General features: G+C 46.4%; 17 protein-coding genes and 2 pseudogenes. 10 read left to right on the forward strand and 9 right to left on the reverse strand.

Annotation, left to right across the window (positions count from 1 at the left end; translation table 11 throughout):
• Window positions 1-70: 70 nt before the first annotated feature.
• The 8 genes and pseudogenes from BUC30_RS03935 (at window position 71) to BUC30_RS03965 (ending at window position 5,450) form a co-directional block, all read left to right on the forward strand.
• Complete coding sequence (locus BUC30_RS03935) at window positions 71-688, forward strand: TetR/AcrR family transcriptional regulator (protein WP_073053488.1); 618 nt, start codon at window positions 71-73, stop codon at window positions 686-688.
• The gene (locus tag BUC30_RS03940; RefSeq protein ID WP_073423622.1) at window positions 685-1,572 is read left to right on the forward strand and encodes an ABC transporter ATP-binding protein; all 888 of its coding nucleotides are present in this window, start codon (window positions 685-687) and stop codon (window positions 1,570-1,572) included. The genes BUC30_RS03935 and BUC30_RS03940 overlap by 4 nt, the downstream gene beginning before the upstream one ends.
• A gap of 13 nt (window positions 1,573-1,585) precedes the next feature.
• Entirely contained in the window at window positions 1,586-2,380 is a 795-nt protein-coding gene (locus BUC30_RS03945; protein WP_035769273.1) for an ABC transporter permease subunit, read from the forward strand.
• 12 nt (window positions 2,381-2,392) lie between these two features.
• Window positions 2,393-3,178 carry an ABC transporter permease subunit gene (locus BUC30_RS03950; RefSeq protein WP_026667057.1) on the forward strand — a complete coding sequence of 262 codons (786 nt, stop codon included), beginning with the start codon at window positions 2,393-2,395 and terminating at the stop codon, window positions 3,176-3,178.
• A 58-nt stretch (window positions 3,179-3,236) separates the two neighbouring features.
• Window positions 3,237-3,599: a nuclear transport factor 2 family protein gene (locus BUC30_RS03955; protein WP_072831146.1), complete on the forward strand. Its 363-nt coding sequence runs from the start codon at window positions 3,237-3,239 to the stop codon at window positions 3,597-3,599.
• Between the two features lie 478 nt (window positions 3,600-4,077).
• Window positions 4,078-4,452, forward strand: a pseudogene (locus tag BUC30_RS03960) (methyltransferase domain-containing protein); the annotation flags it as partial.
• Complete coding sequence (locus tag BUC30_RS16045) at window positions 4,451-4,606, forward strand: hypothetical protein (protein ID WP_170861496.1); 156 nt, start codon at window positions 4,451-4,453, stop codon at window positions 4,604-4,606. The pseudogene BUC30_RS03960 and the gene BUC30_RS16045, both read left to right, overlap by 2 nt.
• Before the next feature lie 25 nt (window positions 4,607-4,631).
• Window positions 4,632-5,450, forward strand: coding sequence for a hypothetical protein (locus tag BUC30_RS03965; protein WP_073053485.1), 819 nt, complete (start codon window positions 4,632-4,634; stop codon window positions 5,448-5,450).
• A gap of 7 nt (window positions 5,451-5,457) precedes the next feature.
• Here BUC30_RS03965 and BUC30_RS03970 read toward each other — a convergent pair whose 3' ends face one another.
• The gene (locus BUC30_RS03970; protein ID WP_073423623.1) at window positions 5,458-6,567 is read right to left on the reverse strand and encodes a hypothetical protein; all 1,110 of its coding nucleotides are present in this window, start codon (window positions 6,565-6,567) and stop codon (window positions 5,458-5,460) included.
• Window positions 6,568-6,627: 60 nt separating this feature from the next.
• Between BUC30_RS03970 and BUC30_RS16475 the strand changes: the two are divergent.
• Together BUC30_RS16475 and BUC30_RS03980 are read left to right on the forward strand one after the other, a co-directional pair.
• Window positions 6,628-6,735 (forward strand): annotated as a pseudogene (locus BUC30_RS16475) (KilA-N domain-containing protein); the annotation flags it as partial.
• 213 nt (window positions 6,736-6,948) lie between these two features.
• Entirely contained in the window at window positions 6,949-7,746 is a 798-nt protein-coding gene (locus BUC30_RS03980) for a KilA-N domain-containing protein (RefSeq protein ID WP_073423624.1), read from the forward strand.
• 14 nt (window positions 7,747-7,760) lie between these two features.
• Here the strand turns inward: BUC30_RS03980 and BUC30_RS03985 are convergent, their stop codons facing one another.
• From BUC30_RS03985 to BUC30_RS04020, 8 genes are all read right to left on the reverse strand, one after another.
• Window positions 7,761-8,786: a tetratricopeptide repeat protein gene (locus BUC30_RS03985; protein WP_073423625.1), complete on the reverse strand. Its 1,026-nt coding sequence runs from the start codon at window positions 8,784-8,786 to the stop codon at window positions 7,761-7,763.
• A gap of 1 nt (window position 8,787) precedes the next feature.
• A complete protein-coding gene (locus BUC30_RS03990) occupies window positions 8,788-9,435 on the reverse strand; it encodes an energy transducer TonB (protein WP_073423626.1) in 648 nt (215 codons plus the stop codon).
• Between the two features lie 91 nt (window positions 9,436-9,526).
• On the reverse strand, window positions 9,527-9,931 hold the full coding sequence (locus tag BUC30_RS03995; protein ID WP_014545652.1) for an ExbD/TolR family protein: 405 nt from the start codon (window positions 9,929-9,931) through the stop codon (window positions 9,527-9,529).
• Between the two features lie 24 nt (window positions 9,932-9,955).
• Window positions 9,956-10,660: a MotA/TolQ/ExbB proton channel family protein gene (locus BUC30_RS04000; RefSeq protein ID WP_073423627.1), complete on the reverse strand. Its 705-nt coding sequence runs from the start codon at window positions 10,658-10,660 to the stop codon at window positions 9,956-9,958.
• A 45-nt stretch (window positions 10,661-10,705) separates the two neighbouring features.
• Window positions 10,706-12,343 (reverse strand): MotA/TolQ/ExbB proton channel family protein, encoded by a 1,638-nt coding sequence (locus BUC30_RS04005; RefSeq protein ID WP_073423628.1) that lies wholly within the window; start codon window positions 12,341-12,343, stop codon window positions 10,706-10,708.
• Window positions 12,340-13,176, reverse strand: a complete 837-nt coding sequence (locus tag BUC30_RS04010; protein ID WP_073423629.1) for a DUF3450 family protein — start codon at window positions 13,174-13,176, stop codon at window positions 12,340-12,342. The genes BUC30_RS04005 and BUC30_RS04010 overlap by 4 nt, the downstream gene beginning before the upstream one ends.
• A gap of 91 nt (window positions 13,177-13,267) precedes the next feature.
• Entirely contained in the window at window positions 13,268-15,037 is a 1,770-nt protein-coding gene (locus tag BUC30_RS04015; RefSeq protein ID WP_073423630.1) for a hypothetical protein, read from the reverse strand.
• Window positions 15,021-17,459: a TonB-dependent receptor plug domain-containing protein gene (locus BUC30_RS04020; protein ID WP_073423631.1), complete on the reverse strand. Its 2,439-nt coding sequence runs from the start codon at window positions 17,457-17,459 to the stop codon at window positions 15,021-15,023. The genes BUC30_RS04015 and BUC30_RS04020 overlap by 17 nt, the downstream gene beginning before the upstream one ends.
• Between the last annotated feature and the right edge of the window lie 128 nt (window positions 17,460-17,587).

Below are 17,587 nucleotides of genomic sequence, written 5' to 3' on the forward strand. Positions count from 1 at the left end.
ACCGAATCGGTTATTGGTGTTATATTATAAATAACCGATTCGGTTATTTCGTTGAAAGGCAGGGATCAAAGTGGAAAAATTTTTGGCGCTGACGGAAGAAAAGAAAATGACGATCCTGAACGCAGCACTTCAGTGCTTCGGAAAATTTGGTTATGAAAAAGCATCCGTCAATGATATTGCAGTGGCTGCTCATATCTCCAAGGCATCCATGTTTCAGTATTTCGGAAGCAAAAAACAGCTCTATATTTATCTGCTGGAATACTGTAAAAAGGTCATTGAAGAAATATTTGAAAAAGCACATCTGGATTCCAAAACGGATTTGTTCGACAGGATCCTGGCATCCAGCCGCATGGAAATGGAGAGCTTCCAAAATCAGCCCTTCACCCTGCAGTTTATTACCAGCGTCTGGGAAGAAACTTCTCCCGAAGTAGCCGATGCGCTGGTGATTCTGACAGAGGAAGCCTGCAGCTTCAGAAACGATATGGTTCTTCGGGAGGAGGACGCTTTGAAATTCAAAAACCCGGAGGATGCCCGGCCGGTATTTCAGATGCTGCTTCTGATGGGCGAGGGATATGCGGCCCGGTACCGTGGGGCAAATGCTTTTGACTTTGAGACCGTCATGGATGATTTTGAGAAGAACATCGCAATTCTGCGGAAAAATTTTTATAAGGAGGAGTATCTGAAATGAGCGAGCCAATCATTGTTTTGGAAAAGCTGACCAAGCACTATGGGAAACATCGGGGAATTGACGGACTTAGCTTCTCTGTTGACCAGGGCGAGTTTTTCGGCTTCATTGGCCCAAACGGTGCGGGAAAATCCACCACCATCCGCACCCTGATGGGCCTGATCCATCCCAGCGGCGGCAGCGCATCTATTTTCGGCCTGGACTGCCAGACCAAGGCCAGTGTCATTGCCAGAGATGTGGGCTATCTTCCCAGCGAAAACAGCTATTATGAAAACATGAAGGTGCGGGAACTGCTGCAATACAGCGCAGACCTGTACGGCATGAATTGCGAAACGAAAATGTATGAGCTCTCCGAGCGCCTCAATCTGGATCTGACCCGGAAAATCGCAGACCTGTCTCTGGGCAACAAGAAGAAGGTGGGGATCGTGTCTGCCGTCATGACCTCGCCCAAGCTGCTGATCATGGACGAACCCACCAGCGGCTTAGACCCGTTGATCCAGCAGGCTTTCTACGATATTCTGAAGGAGGAGAACAGCCGGGGAACCACCATTTTCTTCTCCTCCCATGTCCTCAGTGAGGTGCAGAAGCTGTGTGACCGGGTGGCGATCTTAAAAGAGGGCAAGCTCGTGGGCATTCAGTCCATCCGAGAGCTGCGGGAAAGCGGCTATAAAAAGGTCAGCCTTACCGCTGAAACGGCCATCCCCCGTGAGTTCTGGGGCCTGCCCGGCATTGCCAACTACACCGAGAGTCCTGACAAGACCTCTGTTTCCTTTATGTATAACGGCAATATCACGGCGATCATTGACAAGCTTCACCTGCTGCATTTGGACGATGTGCTTTTGGAAGAACCCTCTTTGGAGGAGATCTTCCTGCACTACTATGCGTAAGGAGGTGTCAGGCATGGTCATTTTGAAATATGAACTGAGAAGGCATCGAACCTATATCCTGGGCTGGGCCATCGCCTTGGCTGCGTGCATCTTTTTCATGACACCGACTTATTACAGCTTTCTGGATGCGGCCTCCGTGGAACTCTTTGAAACCATGGGCACCACGGACTTTTACAGGAGCGTCGGCGTATCGATGGAATACCTGACCTCTCCGCTGGGTATTTACGGGTTCCTGACCAGCTTTTTCATGATTGCCTCCGGCGTTTTCGGGATGCACTTCGGCATTTCCATTCACACCAGAGAATGTACGGAAGGAACCTCGGAATACCTGTTTACAAAGCCCTTTCCCCGGAAAGCAATTTATTGGGCAAAGGCATGGACGGTGTTTGTCGGCGTGGCGATCGTGGGTGCGGCGTATCTGCTGGCTTCCCTTTTCGCCATGGCAACATTCCGTTCCGGAACTCCTTGGGGAGAGTTTTTCCTGATTGCCCTGTCCCTGACCCTTGTGACGCTGTTCTTCGCTGCAATGGGGCTGATGGTGGGAGTTTTGTTTTCCCGCAACCGCAGTCCGCTGCTGACTGCCGGTTTGGTTGTGTTCGTTGAGTATTGCATTACCAGCTTCTCCAACATCGTCAGTAACCGGGCTATCAGTTTTCTGTCTCCCTACTCGTTCTTCGGAGCCGCCGAGATCTCCAAAGCCGGCTTCTATGACCTCCGGTATCTTGGGTGGTGCGTGCTGCTGTTTGCCTTGTTTTTGGTGCTTTCTTACGGTGTCTTTCTGAAAAAAGACATTCAGTTCCGCAGCTAAGGAGGTGTGAACATGAAAACATTGATTAAAAATGAATTCCGCCAAACCAGAAGACTTTTGCTGATCTGGCTGGGAATCATGCTGCTTCTGTGCGGTTTCTGCTATTTTGAGCTTCTGTCCCTACGGGACAGTCTGGATGAAATGGCAGCGATGGTCAGCCAATTTCCGAGACTGATCATGATCATGTTCGGAGTCAAAGGCGACTTGACGACATCCACCGGCTGGTATGTGTGCATCTATTTCTGGGAGGGACTGCTGGCGTTTCCTTATGCCATGTCTTTGGGACTGTCCTGTGTGGCAAGGGAAAAGAAATTCGGAACATCGGAATACCTGTTCACAAAGCCTGTGAAGCGGAAAACCATTGTTCTGGCGAAGGTGATCGTTTCGGCAGTGAACCTGCTGGTGTTCGCCCTGTTCAGCGGCGTGTGTAATTATTTCACGATCGTTCTTCCTTTGGGCGGTCTGGATCAGCCGGGAGCGGTGCTTTCCACAACGATGGGAATGTTCTTTACCCAGACTCTCTTTTTTGCCCTGGGTCTGCTGTTTTCCAGTGTGCTTCGATCCTATAAGGCTGCGGTGCGGACAGGAACAATTTCCATGCTGGCTGCCTATGGGTTGGCCTTTACTGCCGAGTACACAGGAAATCATTTCCTGGACTACCTGACCCCATTGCGTTATTTTGATGTGTACGAGGTAGCACTGCACGGTTTCCACCTTCCCTATCTCGTCTTAACGATCGTTGTGGCAGGTATTTGTGTCGCAGCTGCCCTGGATCAGTGGAAACGGCGGGAATTGTGATGTTACATGAATCGTGTATCTTGAAAACAGCAGCTAACGATATATGGAGGAAATATTTATGTTACGGCCAAAAGAAATAGTATGTAAATGGGTAGATGCCTTTAACAACCATGATGTAGAGGCAATTATGAGCTTGTACCATGATAACGCAACCAATCATCAGGTGACCAATGATCCCGTGATTGGGATAGATGCAATCCGTGAAATGTTTACAGCAGAATTTGCCACTGCCGATATGACTGCCATTGTAGAGAATATCTTTGAAGATGGACAGTGGGCGATTTTAGAATGGAAGGACCCTCTGGGACTGCGGGGATGCGGCTTCTTCCATGTTGTGAATGGTAAAATTCTGTTTCAGAGAGGATATTGGGATAAGCTGTCTTTTCTGAAGCAGCATAATTTGCCTATTGAATCGTTGTGAAAAGGTGAACAGAGCACGAAGTTGAAGGAAGGGCGAAAATGGAGCGAGGAAGAATTATTGTAATTACAGGCCCTCCGGGAACTGGAAAATCGACAGTATGGATGCCATGGAAGGAATATTCTTCTTCGTCGATGCGGGCGGCTTCCTGAAGCCAAACATACAGGTCGTTGCTCTCTGGGTTACAAGGAAGCTCTGAACCACGCCTCTGACGATACAATGCGTACAAGAGAAAAGAGGGAAAGACCGCTGACAGCATTAAAAAAGATGCAATTTTTTCACAGCATACTTTCCGAACCATGTGTGGTGTATGGCACCGCATTTCTCAGCAACACAATATACCAAGTTCGAGGCGGAGAGTCTATTGAAATAAAAAAATCCGAGGAAGAGAATATCTCTCTGCCTCGGATTTTTCGTTTCATCCCTCAATCGGCTGGTGTAGTACCTTCAATTTCAAGATGTCCCTGTGCGGACACGCCCTTCGGTTGTCGCTTTTGATTACAGCAAAAAAATGATAGAATTGGCTAAAAGACGGCAATCACAATATGCAAAACAAATTGAATTTTGTGTGGCGGATGCGACCGATAGAAAAAGTATATTAGAATTAAAAAGAAATCGAGCCTTTACGAAAGCAGTTTCTAATATGGCAATTATGGATATTACGGACATTGAACCACTTCTTATGGCTGTTTATGAACTGTTGCAGGAAAGCGGAATTTTTGTCTTTGCAACGCAACACCCTTGTTTTGTCACGTTGACTGAAAAATATATGACACCGCACAGTTACTATGATATAGCGATTGAAGGGCAACCGAAAGAGCAGATTTATTATCATCGTTCCATACAAGGTATATATGGATAAAGACTTGGAAAAGCTCATGGAAAAATATAACGTTCCATGCAAAGTCAAGAAAGTCAAAAAGCAAACTTTAGACTTGAATCCTCAAGATAAAGTCATTGACTGCGATTATGTTGACCCGGCTGGTTTTCCCCATTGGGACAAAGATTAAATCTTGAATGTCATAAAGGCCCTTTATGCTAAAGAAATTTCTTTCAGTGTATCTCCTTTTATCTGCTTGTCTTTATGCAACGGATTATGAGTGCATAGAGCTTTATGGAGATTATAGAGTTGTAATTGAAGGGACTAAAAATACAGCGAATCAAGTCAGTACAAAACGTTATTCAAGCTATAAATCCTGCAATCGTGATTTGGAAAATTACCTAAATGGTAAAAAGACTCCTATCGCATACGAGTGCATAGAACTTTATGGGGATTACAGAGTCGTGCTCGAAGGAACTAAAAATCCAGCAAATCAAGTTAGCTCAAAACGCTACTCAAGCTATAAATCCTGCAATCGCGATTTGGATAATTACCTAAATGGTAAAAAGACTCCCGTTGAATATGAGTGCATAGAACTTTACGGGGATTTTAGAGTTGTGCTTGCGGGAACTAAAAATCCGGCAAATCAAGTTAGTTCAAAACGTTATTCAAACTATAAATCCTGCAATCGCGATTTGGATAATTACTTAAATGGCAAAAAGACTCCCGTTGAATACGAGTGCATAGAACTTTATGGAGATTTTAGAGTCGTGCTTGCGGGAACTAAAAATCCGGCAAATCAAGTTAGCTCGAAACGCTACTCAAACTATAAATCCTGCAATCGCGATTTGGATAATTACTTAAATGGCAAAAAGACTCCTGTTGCATACGAGTGCATAGAACTTTATGGGGATTACAGAGTCGTGCTCGAAGGAACTAAAAATCCAGCAAATCAAGTTAGCTCATTGCGTTATACCAGCTATGGGTCTTGCAATAAAGCCTTGAATGAATACTTGTCTAAGCAAAGACAATAATCTGCAACTAGAGCTTCTCCAGCTTGCCGTTTTTTATGTAAAAAACCTCTGTTCCGATGGATTTCCACTTTTGGGCGAAGCCTAGATACTTGGACTTCGCCTTTTCTGTTAGGTCGTAAGGGAACGTCAGCGACTCCACGCAATCGACCGTCACATCGCCGTGAAATTGCAGTTCAAGATAGCTGCTGATGTTGTCGCTGCGGAATTTCGTCATGTCGTTCGTCTGCGTTCCCTTCACTGGCAGCTTGCTTTCATACATGTCGTCGTAGGAAACCGCTTTCGGGTCGGTGACGAGACTGGGCTGGTATCTTTCGCTTAGGCTGTCGCCAGCCGTCCATGTGCAGGTCACTTTGTCCTTCTTGAAACGTACCGCGACATTTCCGTATTGGGTGGCGCGGTTGTGCGTCGTCGCCTCACGTAGCTTGTCATGGTCGAGAAGGTTGCCGTACTTTTCGTACTGCGAGATATTGAGCTGGTTCGCCTTTTCCGTTGAACCCAGGTCAAAGAGCTTGTGTGCTGCGGATAGTCTCAAATGGCTCTGCTTGATTGAACCGTCCGCGTTTAGCGACGGGCCGCTATACCCGCCGGAGCTTCCTGTCTCGAAGGTGTTTTTGAAATGGCTGTTGAAAACCTTTTCAAGCAGGTCGTCTTCTATGTGCATCCCCAAGTCGTGCTTCTGGAACAGCTCGCGCATCGTCGCCTCGATTTCTGCGGCGTGTTTCTTTGTCGCCGAGCCGTAGTAATGTCCCTTCTTATATTTCTCGATGGCTGTATCAAGGTGTCCGAGCGTGGGAGGCAACTTGTCGCCCTTGAGGGCGCGAAGGTCGTCGATGCTGATGTTTGTCGAGAACGGGACGCTTGAGCCGGACTTGATGCCAGCCTTGATTTTCTTGAGGCGTTCGAGTCCTTCCTTGTATTCGATTTCCTTCCTTCTCGTTTCCGCTTTCTTGAGCAGTTCCTTGATTTCCGTTTTCGCGGCGTTGTCGCCCTTGGCGATAAGCGCGTCCATTTCGGTCGTGAGCTTCTTGAGGACTGCGGACTTGGGGTGGTTCTTGAGGAATATCTTGATGGAGTCCACGCGGCCAAGTTCCGTTTCCCAGTCGATGAGCCGTTCCACTTCGGCGAGGGCTTTCTGTCTTATAGTGGCTCTTTTTGAGCGAAGTTAAAACTTTAGTAATTCCTATGGCTTTGGGAAAAGCTGTATAATCCCAATTTTAAACCACTCGAATCCGAGTGGTTTAGAAAGGAAGACGGACTCTACGCCTTTACTTTGTCGCCACCCAAAAAAACTCGCCCGTTCTGCAAAGAGAACATAAAAGAGTAGAGTTAAAAATTTCGAACATTCACGGCGGCAAAACCGCCGTTTTTTTTTGCGAACATTTTCAGAAAAATCTTGACAACCATCTCTAAAAGGATTACATTCATTAGTGAACAAATGTTCTAGTGCTCAAATTTTTCAAACACTGTGGTTTTTATGTTTGTCCGCAGGGAGGCGACGATGAAAATAAAGGTTATGGATGCAGAAATTTCCGTACAGAGAATCGGCAATGACGACTACATTTCGTTGACCGACATGGCCCATAGTCAAATGCAAGAACACATCATATTCAAATGGCTGAGCAATAAAAACACCATTGAATATCTAGGAGAATGGGAGTCTTTGTACAACCCGAATTTTAATTATACCGAATTCGGTACAATTAAAAATGCTGCAGGAAGCAACAATTTTGTTCTTTCGGCTAAGCAATGGATACTCTCAACAAATGCTCAAGGAATTGTAGCCAAAACAGGACGATATGGCGGAACTTTTGCACATAGAGATATAGCGTATCATTTCGGAATGTGGATTAGCCCCAGATTTCAACTATTATTGGTTCGCGAATACCAACGCCTCAAAGAAGCTGAACAAGCCAAGTTCGGCTGGTCTGTACGCCGTGAGCTCTCTAAAATCAACTACCACATTCATACGGACACCATCAAACAGAATTTGATCCCGGCAACACTCACAAAACAGCAAGTGAATATGGTTTACGCTAATGAAGCAGATGTTTTAAATGTTGCTTTATTTGGATTTACTGCTAAAGAATGGCGCAATGCGCATGACGATTTGCAAGGCAACGTCCGCGATTATGCAACAGTAAACCAGCTAATTTGCCTTTCGAACATGGAGTCGTTAAATTCAGTTCTGATCAAGGAAGGCTTGCCACAACCAGAGCGGTTGCAAAAACTGAATCAGATTGCGATTTCGCAGATGACCGTGCTAGAATCTATCGGAGAAAATAAACTGCTAAAATAATCCACTGCGGCCATTCACTTTCCGGACTGAATTTCGAGCAAGTCCGCCGTGAGAGTGGCGTCGTCAGGGAAATATTTTAAAGCGACATTCAAGAGGCGCACGGATTCTTCTGTGCGTTTTTGCGCGTGGGCATCGTAGGCCATATTCTTGAAACCAAAGACGGCTTCGGCATTCCCGTTTTTAGCAGCAAGCTCGTAGGCATATTCGGCGCGATCATAGAACTTGGCATCGTATGCGAGGTTTCCCATGAAGATGGCGGCATCGGAAAAAACGGGCTTGATTTGCAAAATGTTATTTAAGATTTCCATCGCGATGTAAGGCTTTTTGTCTTCGGCGAGGACATCGGCAAGCTTGTACATAATTTGCGTGTCATCGATTTTTACGCTGAGGGCTTCGCGGTAGGCATTGGCACTTTCTTCGAAATTCTTGTTCAGGCGGTATACGTCGCCAAGATAGACAAGAAAATCAGATTCTTCGGGATGGAGCGTGTAACCTTCGCGAATTACGGCAACGGCTCGGTCAAAATCGTTCAATGCAATGTTTGCCTCGGAGAGCTGGTAAACGATGCTGATGTCATTTTTGTCGAGGCGGTAAGCATTTTCGATAGCGCGGAGGGCGCCGACTTTGTCGCCGGTTTTGGTGTAGGCTTCGCCGAGGTAAAGCCAGCCGGAAATGTTATCAGGGTCGAGTTTGAGCGCACGGTGGTAAACGGCAATGCATTCCGGGAACTGCTTTAAGCGGAAGTAGACGCTCGCCATATTGAAAAGTGCGGGTGCAAAATTGCCTTCGGAATAGTCCACGGCCTTGCGGTAAGCGGCGGCCGCCTCGGGATATTTGTCCATCTGGTAATAGCTATTGGCGATGTTGAAACTCACGGCAACGGGATCAGCGCCGCGGGCTTCCGCTTTGCGATACAAGAGTATAGCTTGTTTGAATTTTCCACTGCGATAAAGAGCGTTTGCGCGTTCCATCAGGTCAAAAGACGATTGCGCCGCAAACGACGACATTACAAAAAGCAAAACAAGAATAAACACTTTCATACTAGTCTCTAAACTTCACTTCGAAGGGTTGTTCCATGCCGCAGAAAGCAACGGCTTTGCCGTCCTTTTCGGCGGGAGCAAAAGTCATGCGGGCGATAGCATCCTTCCCCGCTTGCGCAAGTCCAGAGCCTGCGGGAGATTCTTCGATGACTTTGATATCATACGCGCGACCGCCAACATCCACACAGAAACTGAGACGAAGCATAGCATCTATTTCGCGGTCACGGATTTGCGGCGGCACCTGGAAATTCGGCATGGAGCGGTTTTCGGGCTTTTTATCGACATCGCCTTTTTCAGTGGAGAGCGCGCCGCCTCGAAAATCGGCAACGAGCTCGCTGTTAATGGCAGCACCCGCAGTTCCTGAAACGGCGCCAAGAGCCATGGCAAAACGCGGGCCAGCCTTAGGCAAGCGAGAATTCGACTTTTGGCGATTTGGCTTGCGTGCGGTGCGTTTTTTCTCAATCTTCTTTTCGACTTCTTCAACTTTTTTAACGGAGACTTCGGTCTTGACGAATTTCTTTTCGTGGAAGATTTTACCCGTCAAGAACAAGTTCGCCATCGTCACGGAGAACACGAGGACCATACTCGCGAGAATCGCCGCGAGAAGGATTGTAAAACGCTTTAAAAACTTTTTTATAAACTTTTGCATTATTCTCTCAAATACAAGACTTAACTAGATTGCTTCGCTACGCTCGCAATGACGTATTCCCGATACATTCCTTCCTACTGTCTACTAAACATCACTCGGCTTGGGCGGCGATGGAGACTTTTTTGACTCCGGCCAAATTGCACATATCGATGACCTGGACGAGAACGCCGGTTTCGGATTCCTTGTCGGCAATCACGACGGCTTCGCGGTCAGGCGCTTTGGCGAGAGACTGTTTCAAGATGTCTTGCAGGCTCGCCAAATCCACCTGGCGTTCATTCATGTGAATCGTCCCTTCGCGCGTGATGGCTATGAGCAAGTTTTCTTTTTCAAGTTGGCTTGCCGATTGCGCCTGCGGCTTAGTCACATCCACACCCGTTTCGCGAGTGAACGACGACGTCACCACAAAAAAGATGAGCAAGATGAACACGATATCCATCAGCGGACCCATTTCAATGCCCACGTCTTTCTGTTTTCTTCTCGGTAAATTAAATTCCATAACAAATCCTTTAGATTACTTCGCCTACGGCTCGCAATGACGTTGTCCAGCTCGGGTTGCAAAATAGTTGTCGATTACCGTTGCGCCAAGTTCCATTTCCTGCTTCAAGATTTCAATGCGTTCGTCCAAACGTTGCTTTAAGAGCGTCAGCGGAAACGCGATCAAGAGCCCGCTCTGTGTCGAAATCAAAGCTTCAGAAATTCCATCCGCCATCAGCACCGGGTTCTGGTTTCCGTACAACGTGATCACCTCAAAAGTCGAGACCATTCCCGTGACCGTTCCAAGCAGGCCCAAGAGCGGAGCGGCAGCGGCCATCACCATGACGATGTGGTTTCCTTGTTCCATGTAACGCACACTTTTCATCATGCGCACCTGCATGTAATCGCGAAATTCGTCATAATTCTTTTGCGCAATTTCAATCGCATAAGAGAGTTCTCTCGAAAGGAATCCACCGCGTTTGCGAAGGTTTGTCAAAGTCATCTGCACACGCTGTTCATCAGAGGAAGATTCGGTTTCAATAACAGCTCTTTCGCCAGTCAAACCGCGCTGCATACGCCTCACGACTTTAGTGATATCCTTTCTGAAAAAATCGCTACCGATGCGAAACCAGCTCGAGAAAAGGAAATAGAATCCAACAACACCCGACAAGAGGATGGGTAGCATCACCACGCCACCCGCCTCATACGTATTCCGCAGAGATTCTATGAATATGTAATGAAAATCAGTCATAATTCATGATTAGATTGCTTCGCCTTCGGCTCGCAATGACGTATTTTACTTACTTTCCTTTCCAAAGACTTTATTCATAAGCGAAGTACTTTGCACGTAGAGTTCGCTGGTGATTTTTTCGATCTTTTCGCTCAAAAGGCCATGCAAAATCATCACAGGGATTGCAATGACAAGACCCATTTCCGTCGTCACAAGAGCTTCGGAAATACCGCCTGCGAGCACGCGGGCGTCATTCGTCCCGACTTCGGTAATCACGGTAAAGAGCGTAATGATACCCGTCACCGTACCGAGCAAGCCCAAGAGCGGAGCGATCGTTCCCATCGCCGCCAAAAGACCCATGCGGCGTTCCAATTTCGGCTGTTCACGGAGCAAAGCTTCTTGCAAGGAGCGTTCCGCATTTTCACGCGTGTCGTTTACCTTGTTAAGCACGGCAAAAAGCACCATTGCAAGACTCGTCTCTTTCTTGAGGCAGAGATTGGCAGCTTCTTCATACTTTTTCTCGGCAACAAGCGCATCCATCTTCTTGGTAAAGCGACGGCCGAGATGACCGCGATAAGAAAGCATCACGAAACGTTCTAGGAACAAGAGGAGCGCAATGATCGCCACAAGCGAAAGCGGATACATCACGATACCGCCCTTCTTGAAGAACGATTTGAATTCTTCGGTCCAAGTGAGTTCCTTGGCATCGGTGATAGAATTTTTGATGGCCTTATTCTGCAGCACATCCAACGGAATCACGATAGTTGCCTGCGCGTCCGTTGCAGCACTTGCCACTGAGCCCGTCTGGTTCACGGCAGCCTTGATATTTGCCGCCATTTCCGTGGGCAAATTTGCATTCCATTCAAAGACCTTGCCCTGCAAAGCACCAGAGCGCAATAGCGCCTGCACATCGCCATTGTCATTCGCCACTTCGCCGAGGAACACCGTTCCCAAGCGCAAACGATTCACGTTCACATCTGGGCGAGAGCCCACCTGCGAAACTTCATTGCCGTAGAATTGCGTGTATGTGACTTCGTGACGGGCAAGCAAATCTGCCATATAGCCCTGCACCGCAGCAATTGTATTCGGCACTTTCTTTTCGGCTTCAGCACTGGCGCGTTTCAAGTTCAAAAGGCGCTTGTTCATCCCGACCGGATAATCGCCCGCTACATCGCCAAGAGTCTTTTCAATGGAAAGCTTCACTTGCGTGTTGAGCGCATCAAATGCAATTTCTTCGCTCTTGGACTTTTCTTCCGCTTCTTCAGTGACATTTTTGTTTGCCATCACTTCTTCGGTGACGCGGCCAAGATCTGTTGAGAGTTTAGAATAGCGACCGTCCAGTTCACGCGTTTTATTCTGGTGTTCTTCGGTCAACTGCGATTCGGCATAGCGATTGCTCCAATGCTTGGCATCGAGCTTTTCAAGGGAATCGGCTTTTTGCATGCGGATGCGGGTAAGCGTTTCAACTTCGCGCTGCAAATTGCGCACTTCAACTTGCAACAAGGAATCCTTGATACGGGCTTCGTCTTCGGCGCTCTTCTTGTCGCTCGACCACGGCCATGCAAAAGCTGAGGACGTGAAAAATAAAACAAGCACAAAAAGAATTCGATGCATAGATTGCTTCGTCACTTCGCTTCTCGCAATGACGTTATTTCTTTCGTCTCTCGTCTGTAGGGCTGCGCCCGTTCTTTCGTCTAAAATCATCTCACGCCTCCAACAACAGACAAACTTACAGGCAATTTTACAATCTGAGGAGGCTTTTTCGCCTGCTTCACGTCGATGGCAAGCTTCACGGCAGCGCGTTCTTCCAGATTCAAGTTTTCATTCCATTCGTAAACAACTTTATCGTTTTCCAGCTTACGTTCCAGGCGACCGTAAGAGGCTCCGTTTTCATCGACATAAACCATCCACTGGTTCCCTATGCGAAGAATCGTTGCGTTTACAATTTCACCATTTTTGCGAGTGAGCGGGCTGTTGACCACAGAAACTTCATCGCCAAACTTGATTTCTTCATTCACGAGCGACTTCATGCGAGAAAATGCTTCTTCTTCGGTCACGTTTCCGCTTTCGATTTCACGCGTCAAAGATTTTGCACGATCAAGGCGCTTTTCGCGTTCCCACGGGAGCGTCTGCGCAATTTGGACTTCGAGCTGTTTGCAGATTTTGGCAAGTTCACTGCGCAAGGCGCGGCGTTTTGCCGCCACGTTATCGCTCTTGTTCTTTGCGCGAGCCTGCTTGTTACGCTCCTGCTGTAGGTTTGCTGCCACCTTGCGAATCTTAGCATTCAGGCTATCGATTTCCAGATTGCGGCGTTCCACATCTGCCTTGTAGCGCTGTTCAAGCAACTGGCGATGAGACGCATCTGCACGCAGCATCGAATCCGTCGACGCGATTCGAGTATTCAAATTTTGAATTTCAGAATTCAGCTTTTCCTTTTGCAGTTTCAAATCGCGAATTTCGGACTCGTAGTCTGCAAAAGCTAGGCCCGAAAGCGAGAAAACAAGGACCGCAAAAGGCAATATATTCAATCGTTTCATAACTATTCCAAATAGGTTGTCTCTAAATTACATTATTTAAACACCTGACCCCATCAAAAGTGTCACCGTGTTTGATGATTTATTCAAAAAATTATTGACATTTCACTTGATTGTCCTCGACTTTGCACCAATTTCCGCACATACGATTACGGAAAACAACGTCTTCTCCATAGTTCGACCAATAACGACATTCATATTCCACTTCTCGATGAAGAACACTAGATTTAAGATTTTGAAGGTAGTAGCGGCTCACAAAAGCGGAACGGCATTGATCGTATCTATAAAAATCCCAGCCACGATCCGCGCACCAGAGCCATAGATATTCCTTGCAATTATTTCTTTCAGGGTCTTCCATGCATTCTTTTTCCAAGCCGGAACAATCTGCAATGTGATTGCTTTCGAAATTACTTGCGACACAATAACGTTTTAAGCCATCGGCAAACGCATTAGCCTTATCTTCGGCATTAATCGTATCGGGCAAGAAAAGAGACCATTTTGTAGTATCCAGCGTCATCGCCGCCTTGACATTAGACGCATAGCAACCTTTTTCACCTCTATTGTAGACCGAATCCCTGTAAATTTCAGCAGCACGCTCGTTAGCATCAATCAAATCCGTTTCATGCCAACCATCAAGCATCAATTCGCTTACTCCACCAGAACAAATCACGTCCTGATAAAGTCTACACCCGCGAGAGTCCCAACTTTCTGTATTGTCCCCTTTTTCATTGGCACAGTTGCGATTTGCGATATGATAAAAGCCAACACCATCACCATTGACCATAATACTTATCTGAGTTTTAGCCATTCCGCTAAACACGCCCATTCCATTTTCAATATTCGATTCTGGGATAACGCGCGAATCCTGCACAGACTGTTTTACCTTATCCACATAATCAACATACGCATCATCCGTCGAATAAAAGTCTACCGTGATTCTTCCCAACGGAAGCATCATATTCATCAGGTAAAGAGTGTCAAGATTCTTGACTCCAGCAATAGTGCGATTTGACGAAAAACCGAGGTTTTGTTGTTTTTCCAACGGGTCGTGCATTGAAATTCCGCGATAACCTGTTTCATCAGCATCAGTCATACCCTTAAACATCTGGTTCATCGTCGTGTTTTGCGATTCCCCATTATTGATATCATAATTCATAATGGAGAGAACTCCACGTACTGAATTATCATATTCCATAGAAACCTTTACAAATTGCATATCCATTGGATATTCCAAAAAATCGAGCGTAAAATCATCAATGGAATAAAGACGCTTTGACGCATCGCTCCACGGATTTTCAATCCACTTGTAGCTTCCATCCTGTTGGGGAGCATTCATACCATTTACTTTAACTCTATTCGGAACCGTAGCCACGGCCTTATAGGTTGAAGCCACCGTTTGTCCAGCGCTATCCCACACAAAATAAGCGTTCATCGTATAGGATTCACCTGCAATTCCTTCATAACGGCTTTGCGAGAAACAATTCGGTCCATGATGATAAAGTTCTACCGTGGTGTCTCTATTTTCCCTGCGGTCGTAATAAAACAAGCCACTAACCGTAACATAGGCGCTATCGTAGAAACTGAAGTCCTGAGATGAAGCTTCATCAAGTTGATAGACCTTCGAGAAACAAATTTTGGTTTCTCCACTTTCAAGAATATATCCGTACGTATAAATGCCCGTATAGACTTCACGCTCTTCGGGATAATATTCCCACGGACCGTGAAAGTCGCAAGCGATAAAAAAAACAGACGAGAGAATCCAGACGAGAAACGAAAGGAATCGCCTACAAGATCCTTCGACTACGTCCTTACGGACTTCGCTCAGGATGACACAATTTTTCTTTTGTCTAGAAATAGTATTCATAATTCAGCATAATCGGTAAAAAGGGGAACTGAGTAATTTCTGTTTTCTTCGGAGGATTCTTACGTGTATCGTAGAAGGTAAAAAACATATTATCGTGATTCGTTAAGTTGATAATCGTCCAGCTAAAGTTCCATTTGCCTTCGCGACCCATATCAACCGCCTTCAAGTCAATTCTAAAGTAGTCTGTTTGGCGGCCCGCATTGCGGCTTCCCGGGAGTACTACGATATCGTCAGAATACTTTTGCGTCCCGATTTCCTGTTGCAGGTAATATCCTTTGTACTCACTAATCGGCATTCCCGATGAATACTTGAGCGCAAGTGACGAACGGAAATAGCGGCCTTTTTTCTTGTGACGCCACAAGGCATCGTCACCACCTTTCCAGTTAATGCCCAAATCCAACTTTAAAGCATACGGCTGATGCCAACTCGGGAAATACGGCTTGGAACCATCATTCGCGCGAGCTACGCTAATACTTTGGCTCCAGTTGATTCCACCAAACCACCAACCATTATTTTTACGCAACGAAAGCTCATAACCGAATGAATAACCATCTGCCGTGCCAAAATTATCCGCAAGCACAAGCTCCTCAGAAGACGACGAATTATCGCTAGTATCCTTTTTCATCGCAAACGTATTCAAGTTATTTTGCGTTTTATAATAAACGCCTGCGGTAAAATCATAACCTTCAAAGAGGTCGCGGTGGCTGTACTCCGCCGCCATTAGCCAAGAGGAAGCGGGTTTGATGTGTTTTCCATCCGTTGTTGTCGTCGCCGGATAATAGAATTCGTTGAGTGTTTCCTGATCGGTATAGACAATTGAATTCATGTACTGCAAGTAGTAACCGCCATAAAGTTCCAACGATTTCGATTCATCAAGATTGATGGACAACGAGGCACGCGGTTCAACACCAAAATGTTTTGAAGCCGTCTGATAATTGAAACGCAATCCATATTGCAACAGCAAATCTGGCGAAATTTTCCAGGCATCCTGCACATAAGCGACGTGATGGAACGCGTTTTCAATATCAGCAACGCTAATTGAAGCCATTTTTTCTTGATAGCGTTCGTAATCGTATTCAAGTTCATAACCCAAAGTAAACGTATGATTGTCGATACCGCGATAGTTCAGCCACTGTTTACCCGCAAAGGTATAAAGCAGCATTTCAATCGACATGAGATCGCTCACTTTCATCGTCTGGTAGAATTTGCTATAGGCAAGCGTTGCATTGTAATCCCAGTTGCCATTGATGCGGTGGTAAATACCAAGCGGAATAGCGATGTTACCCCAGTCCATATAAAGCGGGTCAAATTCCAAGCGGTCCTTACCCATATAGAAACTGAGTTTCAGGCGAGTATCTTCAGAGAAATTGTACATAAACGTTCCCTGCAAGTCCGTGAATTCATAATCCAGATCCAAATCCAAAAGACCAATCGCATTGCACAAATCGAGAATGTAGCCAATGTAAGTTGTACGGCCTGCAAGCACCCAACGAGCTGGACCTTGATGGCCTTCTGTATGGAGCTGGGCTGCAAAAGTGCTTATCTTGACGCTCGTTTTGCTAAACCATTCATCTACAGAATCCTGACCGCCCGCACGACCATCCATCTTGAGCACAGAACTCAAACGATTGCCGTACTGCGCCGGGAATCCGCTCTTGTAGAACTGCACATCATCAATACCTTCGACAAGGAACGTGCTGAAAAGTCCAAAGAAATGCACCGGAGAATAGACGACAGCGTTATCGAACAAGAAGAGATTCTGGTCGGCAGCACCACCGCGCACGTAAATCTTGGAACTGAAATCGGAACTGGCGACAACGCCCGGGAGCGCCTGAATGCTCTTGATGACATCGGCTTCGGCAAGTCCCGGCATGCGCTTGATGGACTTTGCAGAAACGACAGATTCACCCGGCTTGCGTTTGGGGCGACGGCGCAATTGCACCACAACTTTTTTGAGCTCGGTCACTTTGGAATTTGCACCACCCGAAGCGAGAAGTTTTTCTACATCAACATCGGAAGTGCTATCGGAGATTGCCGCCGGATCCTTCGACTCCGCTTGCGCTTCAGCACCTCCGTTTGAAATCGTTTCTTCAACCGTGACGGCATCGGGGCCAAGCGTTTTGCTGAATGTGCTATCGTTACCGAAATACAGGAGTTCATAACATTTTTCCTTCTCGGCACCAGAAGTATCCGAGTTCGTCACGCAAATGTTCCAAAGCGTATCGGCAGGGAGAACGACGCTAAAAGGCGTCCCCACGGTCGTCTGCAAAGCCTCGCCCGTTTCAAGAATTTCAACATTCAGCTTTTCGTGAGCTTCAAACGAGTCATCCTGAACAATTCCATTGAAGATAATACTTTCGTGGGCTGCGGCAAACGCAACCATCATCGACAAAAAAACAACAATTCGCAGCATAAAATTCATTACAATTTCGGTTCCTTTCCCCAATGGAACACCTCAAGGTTCAAAAAGTGTTACCACATAATTCAAAAAATAATTTTTTTCGTTTGTTAAACAGGAAATGCCCGCTCAATGGCGGGCATGACAGGTTA

This window comes from Fibrobacter sp. UWB7, from assembly GCF_900142945.1.
GTDB lineage: Bacteria > Fibrobacterota > Fibrobacteria > Fibrobacterales > Fibrobacteraceae > Fibrobacter.